We start from the raw sequence: 16335 nt of genomic DNA on the forward strand, positions 1-16335 counted from the left end.
GGTAACCGGTCTACCAACCTGCGTATGGCCCCCACCCTTCGTTTGGTAGCGAGGCTGATAGCTCCTTATGTCTTACCTGGAGTTTCATCTATGTTCAAAATTACACCCAACCCACCAGCAACCGATTCAATCCCCCACGACCCGGCCCTCGACCCCAAAAGCTCAAGGAAGCCGCCGACCGCGCGCTCAACTACTACCTCAACCCCGCAGCTCTGAAAGAAACCCCACGCAAACCCAGCACCCTCTTCTGCATCACCCCCGGCGCCGATCACGAAACCCTGCTGGCCAACGCCTGCGAATCAATGGCCTCGGCCAGCGTCATGGCCAGCGATTTTGCAGACGGCATGATGGGGGCGCAGCGCAGCAAAATGCTGGCACTGCAACAGATCATCATGCTCGGGGAATTGGCGGTGAACCGCATGCTGGATAACGTCGACCCGCAAAGCTAACGCAAGCCCGGAGTCAAAACGCAAATCCCCTGTGAGAGCGGGCTTGCTCGCGAAAGCGGTGTGTCAGTCGACATCTCTATTGACTGACACGACCTCTTCGCGAGCAAGCCCGCTCCCACAGGGGGACACGGTCAACGGTAGGAGCTGCCGAAGGCTGCGATCTTTTGCTTTTGATCGATCAGGAATCGCGGCGCAAATCCGGTGGGATCGGCAGGTCGTCCTTGAGCGGGTCCGGGCGCTTGCCCTTGCCGGCGCGGTGCTGGCGGATCTGGTAGACGTAGGCCAGTACCTGAGCAACCGCCAGGTACAAGCCGCCAGGGATTTCCTGGTCGAGTTCTGTGGAGTAGTAAATCGAACGCGCCAGGGCCGGCGATTCGAGCAGCAGTACTTCGTTGGCCACGGCAATTTCACGCATCTTCAACGCCAGGAAGTCACTGCCCTTGGCGATCAACATCGGCGCCCCGCCCTTCTCCGGGTCGTACTTGAGCGCGACGGCGTAGTGGGTCGGGTTGGTGATGACCACGTCGGCATTGGGGATCGCCGCCATCATGCGGCGCTGGGACATCTCGCGCTGCAGCTGACGAATTCGCTGTTTGACCTCTGGCCGCCCTTCCGAATCCTTGTGCTCGTCGCGCACTTCCTGCTTGGTCATCAGCAGCTTCTTGTGGCTTTCCCACAACTGCACCGGCACGTCGACCGCCGCGATGATGATCAACCCGCAAGCCATCCACAACGTACTCCAACCCACCACCTGAATGCTGTGGATGATCGCCGTCTCCAAGGGTTCGTGGGCGATGCGCTGCAAGTCAGCGATGTCCGAGGACAACACCGCCAGCGCCACAAACAAGACGATGGTGAACTTGGCAAACGCTTTGAGCAGCTCGACCAGGGCCTTGGTGGAAAACATCCGTTTGAGGCCGCTGAGCGGGTTCATCCGGCTGAATTTCGGCGCCATGCTGCTCGCGGAGAACAACCAGCCGCCCAGAGAAATCGGGCCGATGAGCGCTGCCAGAAGCAGGGAGATCATGATCGGCTGAATGGCCCACAAGGCAACCTGACCCGAGTGCATCAGGTAGTTGCCCATGGATTTCTGATCGAGGATCACCTCCCGCGGCAACGAGAAGTTAAGGCGCATCAACTCCATCATGTCTTGGGCCAGGACTCCGCCGAAAATCAGCAGTGCGCCAGCGCCGACGAGCATGATCGCCAGGGTATTGAGTTCCTTGGAGCGCGCCACCTCGCCTTTGTCGCGGGAGTCTTTCTTGCGCTTGTCCGTGGGGTCTTCTGTTTTGTCTTGACCGCTTTCGCTCTCAGCCATGGCTCAGTGCACCCGTGCCAGTTCGCGCAGAAACTGCAAGGCCTCCACGGCCATCGGCTGGTACTGGTTGAGAATGTCACCCAGGCTGATCCAGAGGATGAACATCCCGAGTACCAGGGTCAGCGGAAAACCAATGGAGAAGATGTTCAGTTGCGGCGCCGCCCGGGTCATCACGCCAAACGCGATGTTGACCACCAGCAACGCGGTGATCGCCGGCAAAACCAACACCAGTGCCGCCCCCAGCACCCAGCCGAGCTTGCCCGCCAGTTGCCAGAAGTTATCGACCATAAACCCGCTGCCGACCGGCAACGTGGTGAAGCTTTCGGTGAGGACTTCGAAGACCACCAGGTGGCCGTTCATCGACAGAAACAACAGCGTCACCAGCATGGTGAAGAACTGCCCGATCACCGCCACCGATACGCCGTTGGTGGGGTCGACCATGGACGCGAAGCCCATGCCCATCTGGATCGCAACGATCTGCCCCGCCACCACGAACGCCTGGAAGAACAACTGCAAGGAGAAGCCCAACACGGCGCCAATGATGATCTGCTCACCGATCAGCAGCAGCCCGCTCAAGTCCAGCGGATTGACCGGCGGCATGGGCGGCAACGCCGGCGTGATGACCACCGTGATCGCCAGCGCGAAATACGCCCGCACGCGCCTGGGCACCAGGGTTGTGCCGAAAATCGGCATGACCATCAGCAAAGTGCCGACGCGAAACAGCGGCAACATGAACGTCGCCACCCAGGTGCTGATCTGGGTATCGGTCAGTTGCAGCAGAGACATGACTTAGCCAATGACCATTGGAATATTGCCGTACAACCGCAGGATGTAGTCCATGAACGTCTGTACCAGCCACGGGCCGGCCACGATCAACGTCACCAGCATCACCAGCAGGCGCGGCAGGAAGCTCAAGGTCTGTTCGTTGATCTGGGTCGCGGCCTGGAACATCGCGACCAAAAGGCCCACGAGCAGGCTCGGAATCACCAGCACCGCAACCATCATGGTGGTCAGCCACAACGCATCCCGAAAGATATCTACGGCGACTTCTGGCGTCATGGCGAAACACCCCCAAAGCTGCTGGCCAACGTACCGATAATCAACGCCCAACCATCCACCAGCACGAACAGCATGATTTTGAACGGCAGGGAAATGATCAGCGGCGAGAGCATCATCATACCCATCGCCATCAGCACACTGGCCACAACCAGGTCGATGATCAGGAACGGAATGAAGATCATGAAGCCGATCTGGAACGCGGTTTTTAGCTCCGACGTCACGAACGCCGGCACCAGAATGGTCAACGGCGCCTGATCCGGCGTGGCGATGTCAGTGCGCTTGGACAAACGCATGAACAGCTCCAGATCGCTGGTGCGGGTCTGGGCCAGCATGAAGTCCTTGATTGGCACTTGAGCCTTGAGCACGGCATCCTGGGCGGTCATTTTCTCCGCCAGGTACGGCTGCAAGGCATCGTTGTTCACCCGGTCGAACACCGGCGCCATGATGAACATGGTCAGGAACAGCGCCATGCCGGTGAGGATCTGGTTCGACGGCGTCTGCTGCAAGCCAAGAGCCTGACGCAGGATCGAGAACACGATGATGATCCGGGTGAAGCTGGTCATCAGCATGACGAACGCCGGAATGAAACTCAGCGCGGTCATGATCAGCAGAATCTGCAGGCTGACCGAGTATTCCTGAGCCCCGTTGGCGTTGGTGCCCAAGGTGATTGCCGGAATCGACAACGGATCGGCGGCGAGCGCCAGCGGCGCAGCCAGCATCAGGGCCAGCGTCAAGACGATGCGTAGCGCACCCATTACTTCTTATCCTTCTGATCCTTGCCCAACAACTCCATCAGGCGCTGGGCAAACTCCGGGGTCGATTTTTCAGTCCCGCTCGGCACCTGCACTGGTTCCTTGAGCACATGCAACGCGGTGATGGTGCCGGGGCTCAGGCCAAGCAGGATCTGCTCGTTGCCGACCTGGATCAGCATCAAGCGATCACGCGGGCCCAGGGCACGGGAACCGATGATGTCGATCACCTGCCCCTTGCCGGCCGGCCCGGCCTGCTGGACCCGACGCAACAGCCAGGCGAGGAAGAAGATCAACCCCAGCACCAACAACAGGCCGAACACCAATTGCGTCAATTGCCCCGCCACGCCGCTGCTGACCGCCGGCGCAACGGCAGCCGTCGCGGTATTCACCGCGGCAGTGGCCGTCGCAATCGGCTCGGCCGCCATCACGCTGAACGGCAACGCCAGCAGCATTCCCGGCAAAGAACCCAGAACCTTTTTCACTTAGCGCAGCTTCTTGATGCGTTCGCTTGGGCTGATCACGTCAGTCAGGCGGATGCCGAACTTCTCGTTGACCACAACCACTTCGCCGTGAGCGATCAGCGTGCCGTTGACCAGCACGTCCAGCGGCTCACCGGCCAGGCGATCCAGCTCGATGACCGAACCCTGGTTGAGTTGCAGCAGGTTACGGATGTTGATGTCGGTGCTACCGACTTCCATGGAAATCGACACCGGGATGTCGAGGATCACGTCCAGGTTCGGACCGTCGAGGGTCACCGGCTCGTTGTTCTTCGGCACGCTGCCGAACTCTTCCATCTGCAGACGGTTGGACGCCGAGCCACCGGTATCCGCGGCCAGCAAGGCATCGATATCGTCCTGGCCGGCGTCACCGGTTTCTTCCAGCGCAGCAGCCCATTCATCAGCCAGTGCCTGGTCGTCCTGGGCGTTCATATCGTCGTTCATCATGTGTCCTCGGCGGACCGCTCTTCAACTCGAAGCGGCCAGTGTTAAATGGGGGAGTTAAGCGCCGATCAACGGCGCTCGATCGGCTCGATCACTTGCAACGCGAGGTTGCCTTTGTGCGAACCCATCTTGACCTTGAACGCAGGCACGCCGTTGGCGCGCATGATCATTTCTTCCGGCATCTCGACCGGGATAATGTCCCCCGGCTGCATGTGCAGGATGTCGCGCAGACGCAACTGACGACGGGCTACGGTGGCGCCAATCGGCACGTCGACATCGAGCACGTCCTGGCGCAGGGCGTTGACCCAGCGCTCGTCCTGGTCATCGAGGTCCGACTGGAAGCCGGCGTCGAGCATTTCACGCACCGGCTCGATCATCGAGTACGGCATGGTCACGTGCAGGTCGCCGCCACCGCCATCGAGTTCGATGTGGAACGTCGAGACCACAATCGCTTCGCTCGGGCCGACGATGTTGGCCATGGCCGGGTTCACTTCCGAGTTGATGTACTCGAAGTTCACTTCCATGATCGCCTGCCAGGCTTCTTTCAAATCGACGAACGCCTGCTCCAGCACCATGCGCACCACACGCAGCTCGGTCGGGGTGAATTCACGCCCTTCGATCTTCGCGTGACGGCCATCGCCGCCGAAGAAGTTGTCCACCAGTTTGAACACCAGTTTGGCGTCGAGGATAAACAGAGCAGTGCCGCGCAACGGTTTGATCTTGACCAGGTTGAGGCTGGTCGGCACGTACAGCGAGTGCACGTATTCGCCGAACTTCATCACCTGCACGCCACCGACGGCAACGTCTGCCGAGCGACGCAGCATGTTGAACATGCTGATGCGGGTGTAGCGGGCGAAACGCTCGTTAATCATTTCCAGGGTCGGCATGCGTCCGCGGACGATCCGATCCTGGCTGGTCAGGTCGTAACTTTTGACGCTGCCGGGTTCAGCAGCGTTATCGGTCTGTACCAGACCATCGTCGACGCCATGCAACAGCGCATCGATCTCATCCTGGGACAGCAGGTCCTGCACGGCCATGTCGTGTTCCTACTGCAGTACGAAATTAGTGAAAAGCAACTGTTCGATGACCACTTTGCCGAGCTCTTTCTGCGCCACTTCCTGGACGCTGGCGGTGGCCTTCTGACGCAGCATTTCTTGGCCGACCGGGGTCGCGAGTGTGGCGAAGTCCTGGCCGGAGAACAGCATGACGAGGTTATTGCGGATGACCGGCATGTGCACTTTAAGCGCGTCCAGATCGGCCTGGTTGCGACCCTGCATGGTGATGCTCACCTGCATGTAGCGCTGACGACCGTTCTGGTTGTAGTTGGCGACGAAGGCCGGCGCCATGGGTTCGAAGACCGCCGGTTGTTTGCCAGCCGGGGCGGTGTCTGCCACGACGGCAGGTTTACTGGCGGCGCTGTGCATGAAGTACCAGGTCGCCCCCACGGACAAGCCGATCGCCAGCAGCACCGCCACCACGATCGCAATGATCAGCTTGAGTTTGCCTTTGGTTGCAGGGTCTTTTACCGCTGCTGCTGCTTCGCTCTTCGCCATGCCAATAATCCGTCACTATTCAGGTTTTCACAGTCGCACGGCAAGGCAAGAGCAAGTGTTATGCCAGAAGTGTCGGAGGGGGAATTTGAGGTGCTGGGGAATCAATGTAGGAGCGAGCGGTGCGGCGATCCGACTTGCCCGCGAAGAAAGCATTGCGGTTTATCAGTTAAACCGCATCATCGTTCTTCGCGGGCAAGCCTCGCTCCTACAGGGGAGGGATCAGGCGTAGTAGTCGACGGCGCTGGAGCCGATGACGCTGGTGGTGCTGGCCGCCACTTCTGCAACTGTCGGCACAATTTCATCGTCAATGCCATCAACGCGACCGCCGCTGGCATTGGTGCGACCGCTTTGCCCTTGCTGCGCCTGCTGATCCTGCCCCTGGCCCTGCCAGCCACGGGACTGATCGGACACGTTGACGTCGACCTGGCCCATGCCCTGCTCCGCAAACATGTCACGCAGGCGATGCATTTGACCGTCCAGCGCTTCGCGAACCGCTGGGTGAGCGCTCATGAAGGTTACTTGGGTCTGCTGGTCCGGCGCCATGTTCACCCGAATATCCAGGCGCCCCAGTTCAGCCGGCTGCAACTGGATGTCGGCCGCCTTGAGATTGGCGCTGGACAGATACATGACGCGGTTTACCACTTCGTCAGTCCAGCCGCTCTGATGCATGGCAATCGGCTGATTGACCTGTACTGGCAATGCATTGGCGGTTTTCGGTGTGGCGGCCTGGGTTAATGCCGCCAGACGGCTGGCAAAATCATCGACACGGGTATCGCTGCTGGAAGACGTCAGGTCCTTGAGACCTTCGTTGATCAAACCACTGAACGCCTTGTCGCCGCCCTGACTGGTGCTGTCCTTGTCGGTTTGCACCTCAAGCATGGTCGCCATGCCGGCGGCGAAGCTTTGCGCCGAGGTCAGGTCGCCATCGCCTTGCGTCTGGGTCGGCGCCGCTTTGGGTTGTGCCTGGCTGGAAGCGGACACGTGGCCGCTCTGCTCCATGGCCATGCGCAAGGCCGGCAACGCGTCGAGCGGGTCGGCCGCTGGATCGAAATCGGTATTGGCGGGCGCCGGGGCGGCTGCCGGGGCCGGCGCTGCAGCAACGGCAGCAGCCACAGGAGCCTCGACTTGCGGTTGCGCCGTGGCAACCACGGGTGGCGTTTCCGGCGCTGGTGCGGGCACTACCGGCTGAACCGCTTGCATCAAGGCAGGATCGAGCGTCGGATCGACCGGCGGCGTATCGACGGCTACCGGGGTATTGGCGGTGTCGGTATTGCTATCGCTGGCGGTCTTGTCGTCTGCCGAGGCAGGCGCCGGCACCGAATGATCGGCGGGCAAGGTTTTGCCGCTATCGGCAACGGTCGGGGCCGAGGCGGCAGCCTTGGTGTGGCCGACGTCCTTTTTGCCAGGGCTGTCCGAGGTTTTATCCCGAGCGGGTTTGACCGGCGCTTCAGCCCAAACGGCAGGCTTGTTCTGGGCTTGATTGGCGAAGACCTTGGCGAAGCTGGACGCCTTATCCACAGGCACCGCAGCCACCAGCGGGGTGTTGGCGGAGGCGGCTTGAGGCTTGGCCTTTGCGGCGGCCTGAAGAAGCGAGTTGGGGGTAACGGGCATAACGCGGTCTCCGCTGCACTGGGATCGTAGGTACAGTCAATGGAGATAGCTGCAAGGGTCGAGCCAGTTTTGCTGGATCGACGCTAAAAAACGCCGACCGGTGCGTTATTCCGCCAGGGAACGTTGACGCTCAGCCTCATAAAGCGGGCGGACGATGGCGAACTCGCCATCAATTTCTCCGACCAGCTTCTCGATGCCCGCCAGGCTTTCCTGCCTGGCCCGCTGCTCCAACTCATCGCAGAGCTCGGCCAGTCGAATGGCGCCCATGTTGCTGCTACTGCCCTTGAAACTGTGGGCAGCATTCATGAGCTGCGCGGCATCTTCAGCCTTTCGCAGGACGAGCAAACGCTCCTCGGAATCGGCGATGAAGGTATCCAGCAAGGTCGGATACTCATCCTCCATGACTTCCTGCAACGCGCTCAGCACGTCGCGATCCAGATGTGTGCCAGCCACTTGTTCACTCCTTGATCAAGAATTCGCGGATTATGCCAGAGCCTCCCAGTAAAACTCCACGTGCGCACTACGACCATCGTCTGACCAACTCGCCTTGCGGCTCAGTTGACGAACCAGACTGACGCCCCGTCCCGACAGGCGGACGCCATCCAGGGGACGGTCCATCACCTGCGCCACATCGAAACCCTTGCCACTGTCGTCGACTCGAATCGTCAGGCGACCGCCCTCGCCCTCTGGCGTTACGACCAAATGCAAACGCACGTAGCCATCGCGCAATTGATCGAGGCGCGCATTGCGCTCCTGATAATAGCGCGCAAAACCCGAGGCATCGCGCTTGAGACTCGAATCCAGGCCCAGCACGCCGTGCTCCAGAGCATTGGAATACAGCTCGGCCAGAACACTGTACAAGGCGCCACTTTGCGCCCTAAGGCCATGGACCTCCAGCAGCAATTGCAATAGAAACGGCAGCGGATTGAAACGTTTAAGGGTGGCGGCGCGGAACTCGAAACTCACCGACCAGTCCAGCGGACAGGACTGACCACTGTCGGAATACACCAGTGCCGGCGGGCTGATCTGGGCGGCCTCCAGCAGGCTGACCTCGACCATGCTCACATCATCCCGGGCCTCGCCACGGAAGTCGCGCAGGGCCTGTTCGATCTCTTCGAACAACACCTCGGGCTGACGATTGGCCGCAAACACTCGCTCTAATCGCTCGATGCCGAACAACTGCTCGTTGGCGTCACAGGTGTCGATCACCCCATCGGACAGCAGGAATACCCGATCGCCAACTGCCATCGGAAACACTTCTGTGCGGTCATCGAAGGTTTGCGGGCTCAGCACCCCCAGTGGCAGGTGCCGCGCCGTCAGCGCTGTACGTTCGCCGCTGGCGGAGCTGTGCAGGTAACCGTCCGGCATCCCGCCATTCCAGACCTCAACCGAACGTCGCTGGAAACTCAGGCACATCAGGGTCGCGCAACAGAACATGTCCACCGGCAGGATGCGCTTGAGCTTGGCATTCATCTCCCGCAGGGTTTCCGGCAAGCCGAAGCCCTTGGCGGTCATGCCATAAAACACTTCCGCCAGAGGCATGGCGCCAACCGCAGCCGGCAGGCCATGACCGGTGAAATCGCCGAGTAGCACGTGCATGTCGCCAGCCGGGGTAAACGCGGCCAGCAGCAGATCGCCATTGAACAGCGCGTAGGGCGATTGCAGGTAGCGAATATTCGGTGCATTCAGGCAGCCGGAGTGGGCAATTTTGTCGAATACCGCCTTCGCCACCCGCTGCTCATTGAGCAAATAGTCGTGGTGCCGGGCGATTTGGTCACGCTGTTCAAGCACGGTGGCCTGCAAGCGGCGCAAGCGGTCCATCGCCTTGATCTTGGCTCCGAGGATCACTTGGTTGTAGGGCTTCGCCAGAAAGTCGTCACCGCCAGCCTCCAGGCAGCGGGCCAGGGCTTCGCTTTCAGTCAGCGAGGTCAGAAAGATGATCGGCACCAGGGTTTCCCCCGCCAGCGCCTTGATCTGCCGCGCCGCCTCGAAACCGTCCATCACCGGCATCATGGCGTCCATCAATACCAGTTGTGGCTGCTGCTGACGGAACGCTTCGACCGCCTCGGCCCCGTTGGCTGCGGTCAACACTTGATGACCCTGGCGCCGGACGATGCTCGACAGCAGCATGCGATCAGCCGCGCTGTCTTCAGCGATCAGGATCGTCAGGGGCTCGAACAACGACTGCATGGCGATCACGCCACGTCGAAGATTTGTTCGAAGTTGGAAATGGCCAGAATCTTGCGCACATCGGCGTTGGCGTGGGTCAACGTGATCTCGGCGTTTTCGCCACCGGCGTGATCACGCAACAGCAACAACATGCCGAGCGCAGAACTGTCGAGGTAGGTGGCGTCCTTCAGGTTCACTTCAAAGGACTCGGGCTTTGGCTCACGATTTTCGTAGGACTCGCGAAATTCCTGGTGCTTGGCAAAATCGAATCGCCCCTTGATCGAAATCGTCAGCTTTTGCCCATTTTGGGAGACTTCTGTAACGACTGACATTTAACGGCTTCCTTGTCATTGAACAACGTGTGTACAAGGTTTAGCACCTGCCGAGGATAGGGGCAAGGCGGGAAGTATCAGTGGTTCGTCAATCCTCTGTGAATCTGGCGCCCCCTTCGCGAGCAAGCTCGCTCCCACAGGTAACCGAGTTGAATCACAATGTTGTGATCGGCACAGATCCCCTGTGGGAGCGGGCTTGCTCGCGATGAACGATAACGCGGTCTATCAGCCTTAATACGGATCCTGACGCGGCAACCGCTGGGACAACTCATCCAGCAACTTCTGCTCGCGCCGGTCTTCGAGCTTGCGCGCCTCTTCCATGTAGCGTTGAACCAGTTTGCGCAGGCCTTCAACCCGGGCGAACGCCTTCTGCCAAGCCTCGCGCGCCTTGTTCAGATTGTTTTGATGCCAGACCAGGCTTTGGCGCTGCTGATCGATGGCTGTGCCCAGTTGCGCCAGAAAGCCCTGATAACCCAGCAACCACTGGCCGGAAACGCCACTGCTGCCGCGGATGATCCATTGTTCCTGGTAATCGAGGCGAAAGGCTTCAAGGTCGGCGAGCTTGCTTTCGGCTAGCCGAACCTGTCCCTGAAAGTGCCCCAAGCGCTGGACAGCGGCTTTCTCAACCTTTTCGGCCATTTCGACCACCGGTGCCAGACGCCCTGCTCGACTCTGGGCCATGGCCGGTTAACCGCCGGCCGCAGGGGCGAAGATCGTGCCGAGGTAGGCTTCGCTTTCGCCCAGGCTGATGCTGTCGTTCAGGCCCTGGCGCAGATACTTGACCAGCTGCGGCTGCAAGGAAATCGCCAGGTCGGTTTCCCGATCACCACCGGCTACATAGGCGCCGACGCTGATCAAGTCTCGACTCTGCTGATAACGCGACCACAACTGCTTGAAATACTGGGCGCGCATCATGTGTTCAGGCGTGACCACTGACGGCATGACCCGGCTGATGGACGCTTCGATGTCGATGGCCGGGTAATGACCTTCTTCAGCCAGGCGCCGGGACAGCACGATGTGCCCGTCGAGCACACCTCGCGCGGCGTCGGCGATCGGGTCCTGCTGGTCATCGCCTTCGGACAGAACGGTGTAGAACGCGGTGATCGAACCGCCGCCCTTCTCGGCGTTGCCGGCCCGCTCCACCAGTTTTGGCAATTTGGCGAACACCGACGGCGGATAACCCTTGGTCGCCGGCGGTTCGCCGATGGCCAGGGCGATTTCCCGCTGGGCCTGGGCGAAACGGGTCAGCGAATCCATGAGCAACAGGACATTCTTGCCCTTGTCGCGGAAATACTCGGCGATGCGCGTGCAGTACATCGCGGCGCGCAGGCGCATCAGCGGCGCATCGTCCGCCGGCGAGGCAACGACCACCGAACGCTTGAGGCCTTCTTCACCGAGGATGTGCTCGATGAATTCCTTAACTTCACGACCCCGCTCGCCGATCAGCCCAACGACGATAATGTCGGCCTCGGTGAAGCGGGTCATCATGCCCAGCAGCACAGACTTACCGACGCCAGTACCGGCAAACAGCCCGAGACGCTGACCGCGACCGACCGTCAACAAACCGTTGATGCAGCGAATGCCCACGTCCAGCGGCTGGCTGATCGGGTCACGCTTGAGTGGGTTGATCGTCGGGCCGTCCATCGGCACCCAGTCTTCGGCTTTCATCCCGCCCTTGCCGTCCAGCGCGCGACCGGCGCCATCAAGCACCCGACCGAGCATGCTCATGCCCATCGGCAAACGACCGGTATCGGCCATTGGCACCACGCGCGCACCCGGCGCGATGCCGGCAACGCTGCCAACCGGCATCAGAAAGACTTTGCTGCCGGAGAAGCCCATGACTTCGGCTTCAACCTGCACCGGGTGGTAACTGTCGTCGTTGATGACCATGCAGCGGCTGCCCATGGCGGCGCGCAAGCCTTCAGCTTCGAGGGTCAGGCCGACCATGCGCAGCAGGCGGCCCTCAAGGATTGGCGCGCCGGCCAGTTCCGTGGCCTCGGTGTAACCACCAAGGCGCTTGGCGAAACTGGTGCGATCAAGGCGCATCGGGGATTTCCGGCTCTGGCTCCAGACCTGGCTCGGTCGGCTCGACCGCAGGCTTGGCGGCGTCGACCGGCAGTTCAAGGCTCATGTCTGGCTCGGCCGGGTGCAGCGCTTGTTCATGCAACTGATCGAACAGCTTGTCCATGACCCGGGCGACGCGGGTTTCGACAGTAGCGTCGATCCGACTGTGCTCGGTTTCAACCCGGCAACCACCAGGCAACAATGCCTCGTCCTCGACGATGCGCCAGGTTTCTTCATGGCGCTCGCGCAGGGCTTTGACCTGTTCGAAATCCTGCGGATTGATGTACAGCCGCACATTGCCCACGCCCAGCGGCAACAGCTTGAGGGCCTCGCGCATGACGTGTTCGATGTGCGTCGAGTCGATCGCCAGCTCGCGCTGAATCACCTGTTTGGTAATGTGCTGCACGAGGTCAACCAACGACTTTTCGATCTGGGTGTCCTGCTCGGCGATTGGCTCGAACAGATGACTCATCAGCTGCTCAAGGCCAGCAATCTTGGCGGCCAGGGCCACCTCGGCTTCCTGACGGACCCTGAGCGTGGTGCTGTGGAAACCTTCTTTTTCACCCGTGGCGAAGCCTTCGTTGTAGGCCTCCTGACGGATGCTTTCGAGTTCTTCCAAGGTCAGCGGCTGGACTTCGTCCAGGGGCACTTCTTCCATTTCCGGCGGTTCGGGCTCCGGTTCCGGCTCGGGCTCCGGCACATGCGGATCGAAGCTTGGCAGCGACCAGACGTCGAAACCACGGACCCCTTTGCCACGGATCAGGTCGGTGTTGGACTCATCATGTTTGGACGACATAGTGACCTTAGATCATCTCTTCGCCGCCCTTCCCGCCGAGAACGATTTCTCCGGCTTCGGCCATACGGCGGGCAATGGTGAGGATTTCTTTCTGCGCGGTTTCCACGTCGCTGACACGCACCGGGCCTTTGGCCTCGAGGTCGTCGCGCAACAGTTCGGCCGCTCGTTTGGACATGTTCTTGAAGATCTTTTCCTTGACGCCTTCGTCCGAGCCCTTGAGGGCCAGCACCAGTACGTCGGAGGACACTTCGCGCAGCAACGCCTGAATCCCGCGGTCGTCGACATCGGACAGGTTGTTGAACACGAACATGAGGTCTTCGATCTGACCGGACAGGTCTTCGTCGACTTCGCGGATCGAGTCCATCAACTGACCTTCGATCGAGCTGTCGAGGAAGTTCATGATGTCGGCCGCACGCTTGATACCACCCAAAGTGGTGCGCGAGGCGTTCGAGTTGCCGGAGAACTGCTTCTCGAGAATCTGGTTGAGTTCTTTCAGGGCTGCTGGCTGCACGGTGTTCAGCGAGGAAACTCGCAGAATGATGTCCAAGCGTACTTTGTGGTCGAAGTTGCCGAGTACTTCACCGGCCTGGTCCGGGTCGAGGTACGCCACGACGATCGCCTGGATCTGTGGGTGCTCGTAACGGATCACGTCGGCGACGGCGCGCGGTTCCATCCACTTCAGGCTGTCGAGGCCACTGGTGTTGCCACCCAGCAGGATGCGGTCGATCAGGCCGTTGGCCTTGTCTTCGCCCAGGGCTTGGGTGAGCATTTTGCGCACGTAGTCGTCGGAGCCGACGCCCAGGCTGGTCTGGTCGCCGACGATGTCGACGAACTCGCTCATCACCTGCTCGACTTGCTCGCGGTGCACGTTACCCATTTGCGCCATGGCCACACCCACACGCTGGACCTCTTTAGGCCCCATGTGGCGCAGCACTTGGGCGGCGTCGGTCGAACCCAGGGACAGCAGCAGAATCGCGGCTTTATCGACCCGGGACAGTTTGGCGACAGCGGCTCGGTTATCACTCATCTGCGTTAATCCACTCTTTCACGACCTGGGCCACACGACCCGGATCTTCTGCCACCAAACTCTTGATTGCGTTCAGCTGTGCGTCATAGCCTTCGCTCGGGCTCGGCAACAGGATGCTTTGCGGGCCGCCGAGGCTGACGCGGTCGTTGGACAGTTCGCCGTCCAGGCCGCCCATGCCACCCAACTCTACGTCGCTACCCAGACCGGCCAGTTGCTTGCCTTTGCCGCCACCGGTGATGTTGTTGAGCACCGGACGCAGCACACCGAACACCAGCACCAGGATGAACAACACACCCAGCACTTGCTTGACGACGTCCCAGAACCAGGGCTGGGAGTAGAACGGAATATCGGCAATCACTTCACCGCGCTCAGCGGAGAACGGCATGTTGATCACGCTGACACTGTCACCACGGCTGGCGTCGAAACCGACGGCGTCCTGCACCAGGCGAGTGAAGCGCGCCAATTCATCGGCGCTCCATGGCGCGCGGGTGGTTTCACCGTTGGCCGCGTTGATCTTGATCTGGTCATCCACCACCACCGACACCGACAGGCGATTCAAACGGCCCTGTTGCTGTTTGGTGTGACTGATGGAGCGATCAAGCTCGAAGTTTTTGGTGGATTGTTGACGCTTGTCCGCCGGGTAAGGTGCAAGCATCGGCTGGCCGGTGGTCGGGTCCATGATTTGCTGACCATTGGCATCCAGCAACGGCTGGCCTGGCTGCACCATGGCCGCCGCCGCGGGAGCGCCACCGGTTTTTTGCGGCGCCGAGGCTGGCGACGGCGGCTGGTTGCTCAGGGCACCCGGCACGCCTTGCGGGCCATTGCTGGCGGTGCGTTGTTCAGAAGTCGACTGCTCGCTGCGCAACGCCGGTTGGTCCGGGTTGAACTGCTCGGAGGTCGATTCAACGGCGCTGAAATCCACGTCGGCCGAGACTTCGGCTTTATAGCGGTCATTGCCCAGCACCGGCTGCAGGATGTTGTGCACGCGCTGGGTCAGCATGCTTTCCATGCGGCGGCTGTAATCGAATTGCTTGCCGGCCATGGTCAGTTCGGAGTTCTCCGCCTGATCGGACAGCAGGTTGCCCTTCTGGTCGACGACGGTGATCTGCGACTTGCTCAGTTCGGGAACGGCAGTGGCAACAAGGTTAATGATCGCCAACACCTGGCCTGGCTCCAGGGAGCGGCCGGAATACAGTTCAACCAGAATCGACGCACTTGGCTTGCGCTCATCGCGCACGAAGACCGAGCTTTTCGGAATCGCCAAGTGCACGCGGGCACCCTTGACGTTGTTCAGGCTGGAGATAGTGCGAGCCAATTCACCTTCGAGGCCGCGACGATAACGGGTCGCTTCCATGAACTGGCTGGTCCCCAAGCCCTGGTCCTTGTCGAGGATTTCAAAACCGATGTTGCCGTCGCTGGGAGTGACACCAGCCGCCGCGAGCTTGAGCCGCGCACGGGACACATCATCGGCCTTGACCAGCAAGGCACCGGAGTTGGGTTCAACGGTATAAGGGATGTCAGCGGCGGCCAGGGTTTCCATAACCTGTTTGGCGTCCATACCGGCAAGACTGCCGTACAAAGGCCGGTAGTCCGGCTGCTGCGACCACAACACCACGGCAAAGCCAATCGCCACGCTCGCAGCCAGACCGACCAACAGGCCCACCTGACGCAACATGGTCATCTCGGAGAGGTTTTCCAGGAAGGACAACCCGAACAGCGGCGGTTTACCGTCTATCGGAGTGGCCTTGGCCGGAACATTATCGGCGACTGCTTCTGCCATGACTCAATCTCGTCCTTAAACCGGCATCTGCATGATGTCTTGGTAGGCCTGAACCAGCTTGTTACGCACTTGGGTCAACGCTTGAAAAGACACGCTGGCCTTCTGCGAGGAAATCATTACATCCGTCAGATCAACGCCGCTTTTGCCAATTTCAAAGGCACTGGACAGCTGATTTGACGCCTGCTGGGTGTCGTTCACTTTATTGACGGCCTGACCGAGCATGTCGGCAAAGCTGCTGCCACCCAATTCAGGGACTGCGGCAGTCGATTTTGACGCAGACATGGCATCCATTTGCATGGAGCGCATGTCCAACATCAATCGATTAAATTCAATACCTTGGCTCATGGTCTACTCTCTCTGGCGACCCGCAATTTTTTGACACTCACTCGGCGGGTAGTGAGGTGTTAGCAACAAGGGTGCCAGCTCCGCGGCCTTAGTTCACAAAAGCCATGGCTGGCCACAAATCCATTGTGGGAGCGGGCTT

Annotated in this window: 18 protein-coding genes and 1 pseudogene; 1 reads left to right on the forward strand and 18 read right to left on the reverse strand. The window is 60.4% G+C overall.

From position 1 onward, the window contains the following. Nucleotides 1–90 precede the first annotated feature (90 nt). Nucleotides 91–449, forward strand: a pseudogene (locus AC1MEW_RS28890) (DUF6124 family protein). A gap of 178 nt (nt 450–627) precedes the next feature. On the opposite strand, the gene flhB reads toward AC1MEW_RS28890, so the two are convergent. From flhB to fliE, 18 genes are all read right to left on the reverse strand, one after another. Next, nucleotides 628–1767, reverse strand: coding sequence for a flagellar biosynthesis protein FlhB (gene flhB / locus AC1MEW_RS28895; protein WP_201201795.1), 1140 nt, complete (start codon nt 1765–1767; stop codon nt 628–630). A 3-nt stretch (nt 1768–1770) separates the two neighbouring features. Then, nucleotides 1771–2553 carry a flagellar biosynthetic protein FliR gene (gene fliR / locus AC1MEW_RS28900; protein WP_201201793.1) on the reverse strand — a complete coding sequence of 261 codons (783 nt, stop codon included), beginning with the start codon at nt 2551–2553 and terminating at the stop codon, nt 1771–1773. A gap of 3 nt (nt 2554–2556) precedes the next feature. Continuing rightward, nucleotides 2557–2826 carry a flagellar biosynthesis protein FliQ gene (fliQ, locus tag AC1MEW_RS28905; RefSeq protein WP_201201791.1) on the reverse strand — a complete coding sequence of 90 codons (270 nt, stop codon included), beginning with the start codon at nt 2824–2826 and terminating at the stop codon, nt 2557–2559. Further along, entirely contained in the window at nt 2823–3581 is a 759-nt protein-coding gene (gene fliP, locus AC1MEW_RS28910) for a flagellar type III secretion system pore protein FliP (RefSeq protein WP_201195000.1), read from the reverse strand. Before fliP ends, fliQ begins: the two co-directional genes overlap by 4 nt. After that, on the reverse strand, nt 3581–4060 hold the full coding sequence (fliO, locus tag AC1MEW_RS28915) for a flagellar biosynthetic protein FliO (protein ID WP_201201782.1): 480 nt from the start codon (nt 4058–4060) through the stop codon (nt 3581–3583). Before fliO ends, fliP begins: the two co-directional genes overlap by 1 nt. Next, nucleotides 4061–4519, reverse strand: a complete 459-nt coding sequence (fliN, locus tag AC1MEW_RS28920; protein WP_416195329.1) for a flagellar motor switch protein FliN — start codon at nt 4517–4519, stop codon at nt 4061–4063. It abuts the gene before it with no gap. A gap of 68 nt (nt 4520–4587) precedes the next feature. Then, the gene (fliM, locus tag AC1MEW_RS28925; protein ID WP_201201780.1) at nt 4588–5556 is read right to left on the reverse strand and encodes a flagellar motor switch protein FliM; all 969 of its coding nucleotides are present in this window, start codon (nt 5554–5556) and stop codon (nt 4588–4590) included. Between the two features lie 9 nt (nt 5557–5565). After that, a complete protein-coding gene (fliL, locus tag AC1MEW_RS28930; RefSeq protein WP_201201779.1) occupies nt 5566–6072 on the reverse strand; it encodes a flagellar basal body-associated protein FliL in 507 nt (168 codons plus the stop codon). A 219-nt stretch (nt 6073–6291) separates the two neighbouring features. Continuing rightward, on the reverse strand, nt 6292–7683 hold the full coding sequence (locus AC1MEW_RS28935) for a flagellar hook-length control protein FliK (protein WP_480424479.1): 1392 nt from the start codon (nt 7681–7683) through the stop codon (nt 6292–6294). A 105-nt stretch (nt 7684–7788) separates the two neighbouring features. Next, nucleotides 7789–8136, reverse strand: coding sequence for an Hpt domain-containing protein (locus AC1MEW_RS28940; RefSeq protein WP_480424481.1), 348 nt, complete (start codon nt 8134–8136; stop codon nt 7789–7791). A gap of 30 nt (nt 8137–8166) precedes the next feature. Next, a complete protein-coding gene (locus AC1MEW_RS28945; RefSeq protein ID WP_201255261.1) occupies nt 8167–9873 on the reverse strand; it encodes a fused response regulator/phosphatase in 1707 nt (568 codons plus the stop codon). Between the two features lie 5 nt (nt 9874–9878). Beyond that, a complete protein-coding gene (locus AC1MEW_RS28950) occupies nt 9879–10184 on the reverse strand; it encodes an STAS domain-containing protein (protein ID WP_201195011.1) in 306 nt (101 codons plus the stop codon). 231 nt (nt 10185–10415) lie between these two features. Continuing rightward, nucleotides 10416–10865, reverse strand: a complete 450-nt coding sequence (gene fliJ / locus AC1MEW_RS28955) for a flagellar export protein FliJ (RefSeq protein WP_480424483.1) — start codon at nt 10863–10865, stop codon at nt 10416–10418. 6 nt (nt 10866–10871) lie between these two features. After that, nucleotides 10872–12230, reverse strand: a complete 1359-nt coding sequence (gene fliI, locus AC1MEW_RS28960) for a flagellar protein export ATPase FliI (RefSeq protein WP_201195013.1) — start codon at nt 12228–12230, stop codon at nt 10872–10874. Further along, on the reverse strand, nt 12220–13044 hold the full coding sequence (gene fliH / locus AC1MEW_RS28965) for a flagellar assembly protein FliH (RefSeq protein ID WP_201255260.1): 825 nt from the start codon (nt 13042–13044) through the stop codon (nt 12220–12222). Before fliH ends, fliI begins: the two co-directional genes overlap by 11 nt. Before the next feature lie 7 nt (nt 13045–13051). Further along, entirely contained in the window at nt 13052–14071 is a 1020-nt protein-coding gene (gene fliG / locus AC1MEW_RS28970; protein WP_003184041.1) for a flagellar motor switch protein FliG, read from the reverse strand. Then, nucleotides 14064–15851: a flagellar basal-body MS-ring/collar protein FliF gene (gene fliF / locus AC1MEW_RS28975; RefSeq protein ID WP_201201770.1), complete on the reverse strand. Its 1788-nt coding sequence runs from the start codon at nt 15849–15851 to the stop codon at nt 14064–14066. The genes fliG and fliF overlap by 8 nt, the downstream gene beginning before the upstream one ends. A 15-nt stretch (nt 15852–15866) precedes the next feature. Continuing rightward, on the reverse strand, nt 15867–16196 hold the full coding sequence (gene fliE / locus AC1MEW_RS28980; protein WP_201201769.1) for a flagellar hook-basal body complex protein FliE: 330 nt from the start codon (nt 16194–16196) through the stop codon (nt 15867–15869). Nucleotides 16197–16335 lie beyond the last annotated feature (139 nt).

This window comes from Pseudomonas sp. ASL4, assembly GCF_056680395.1.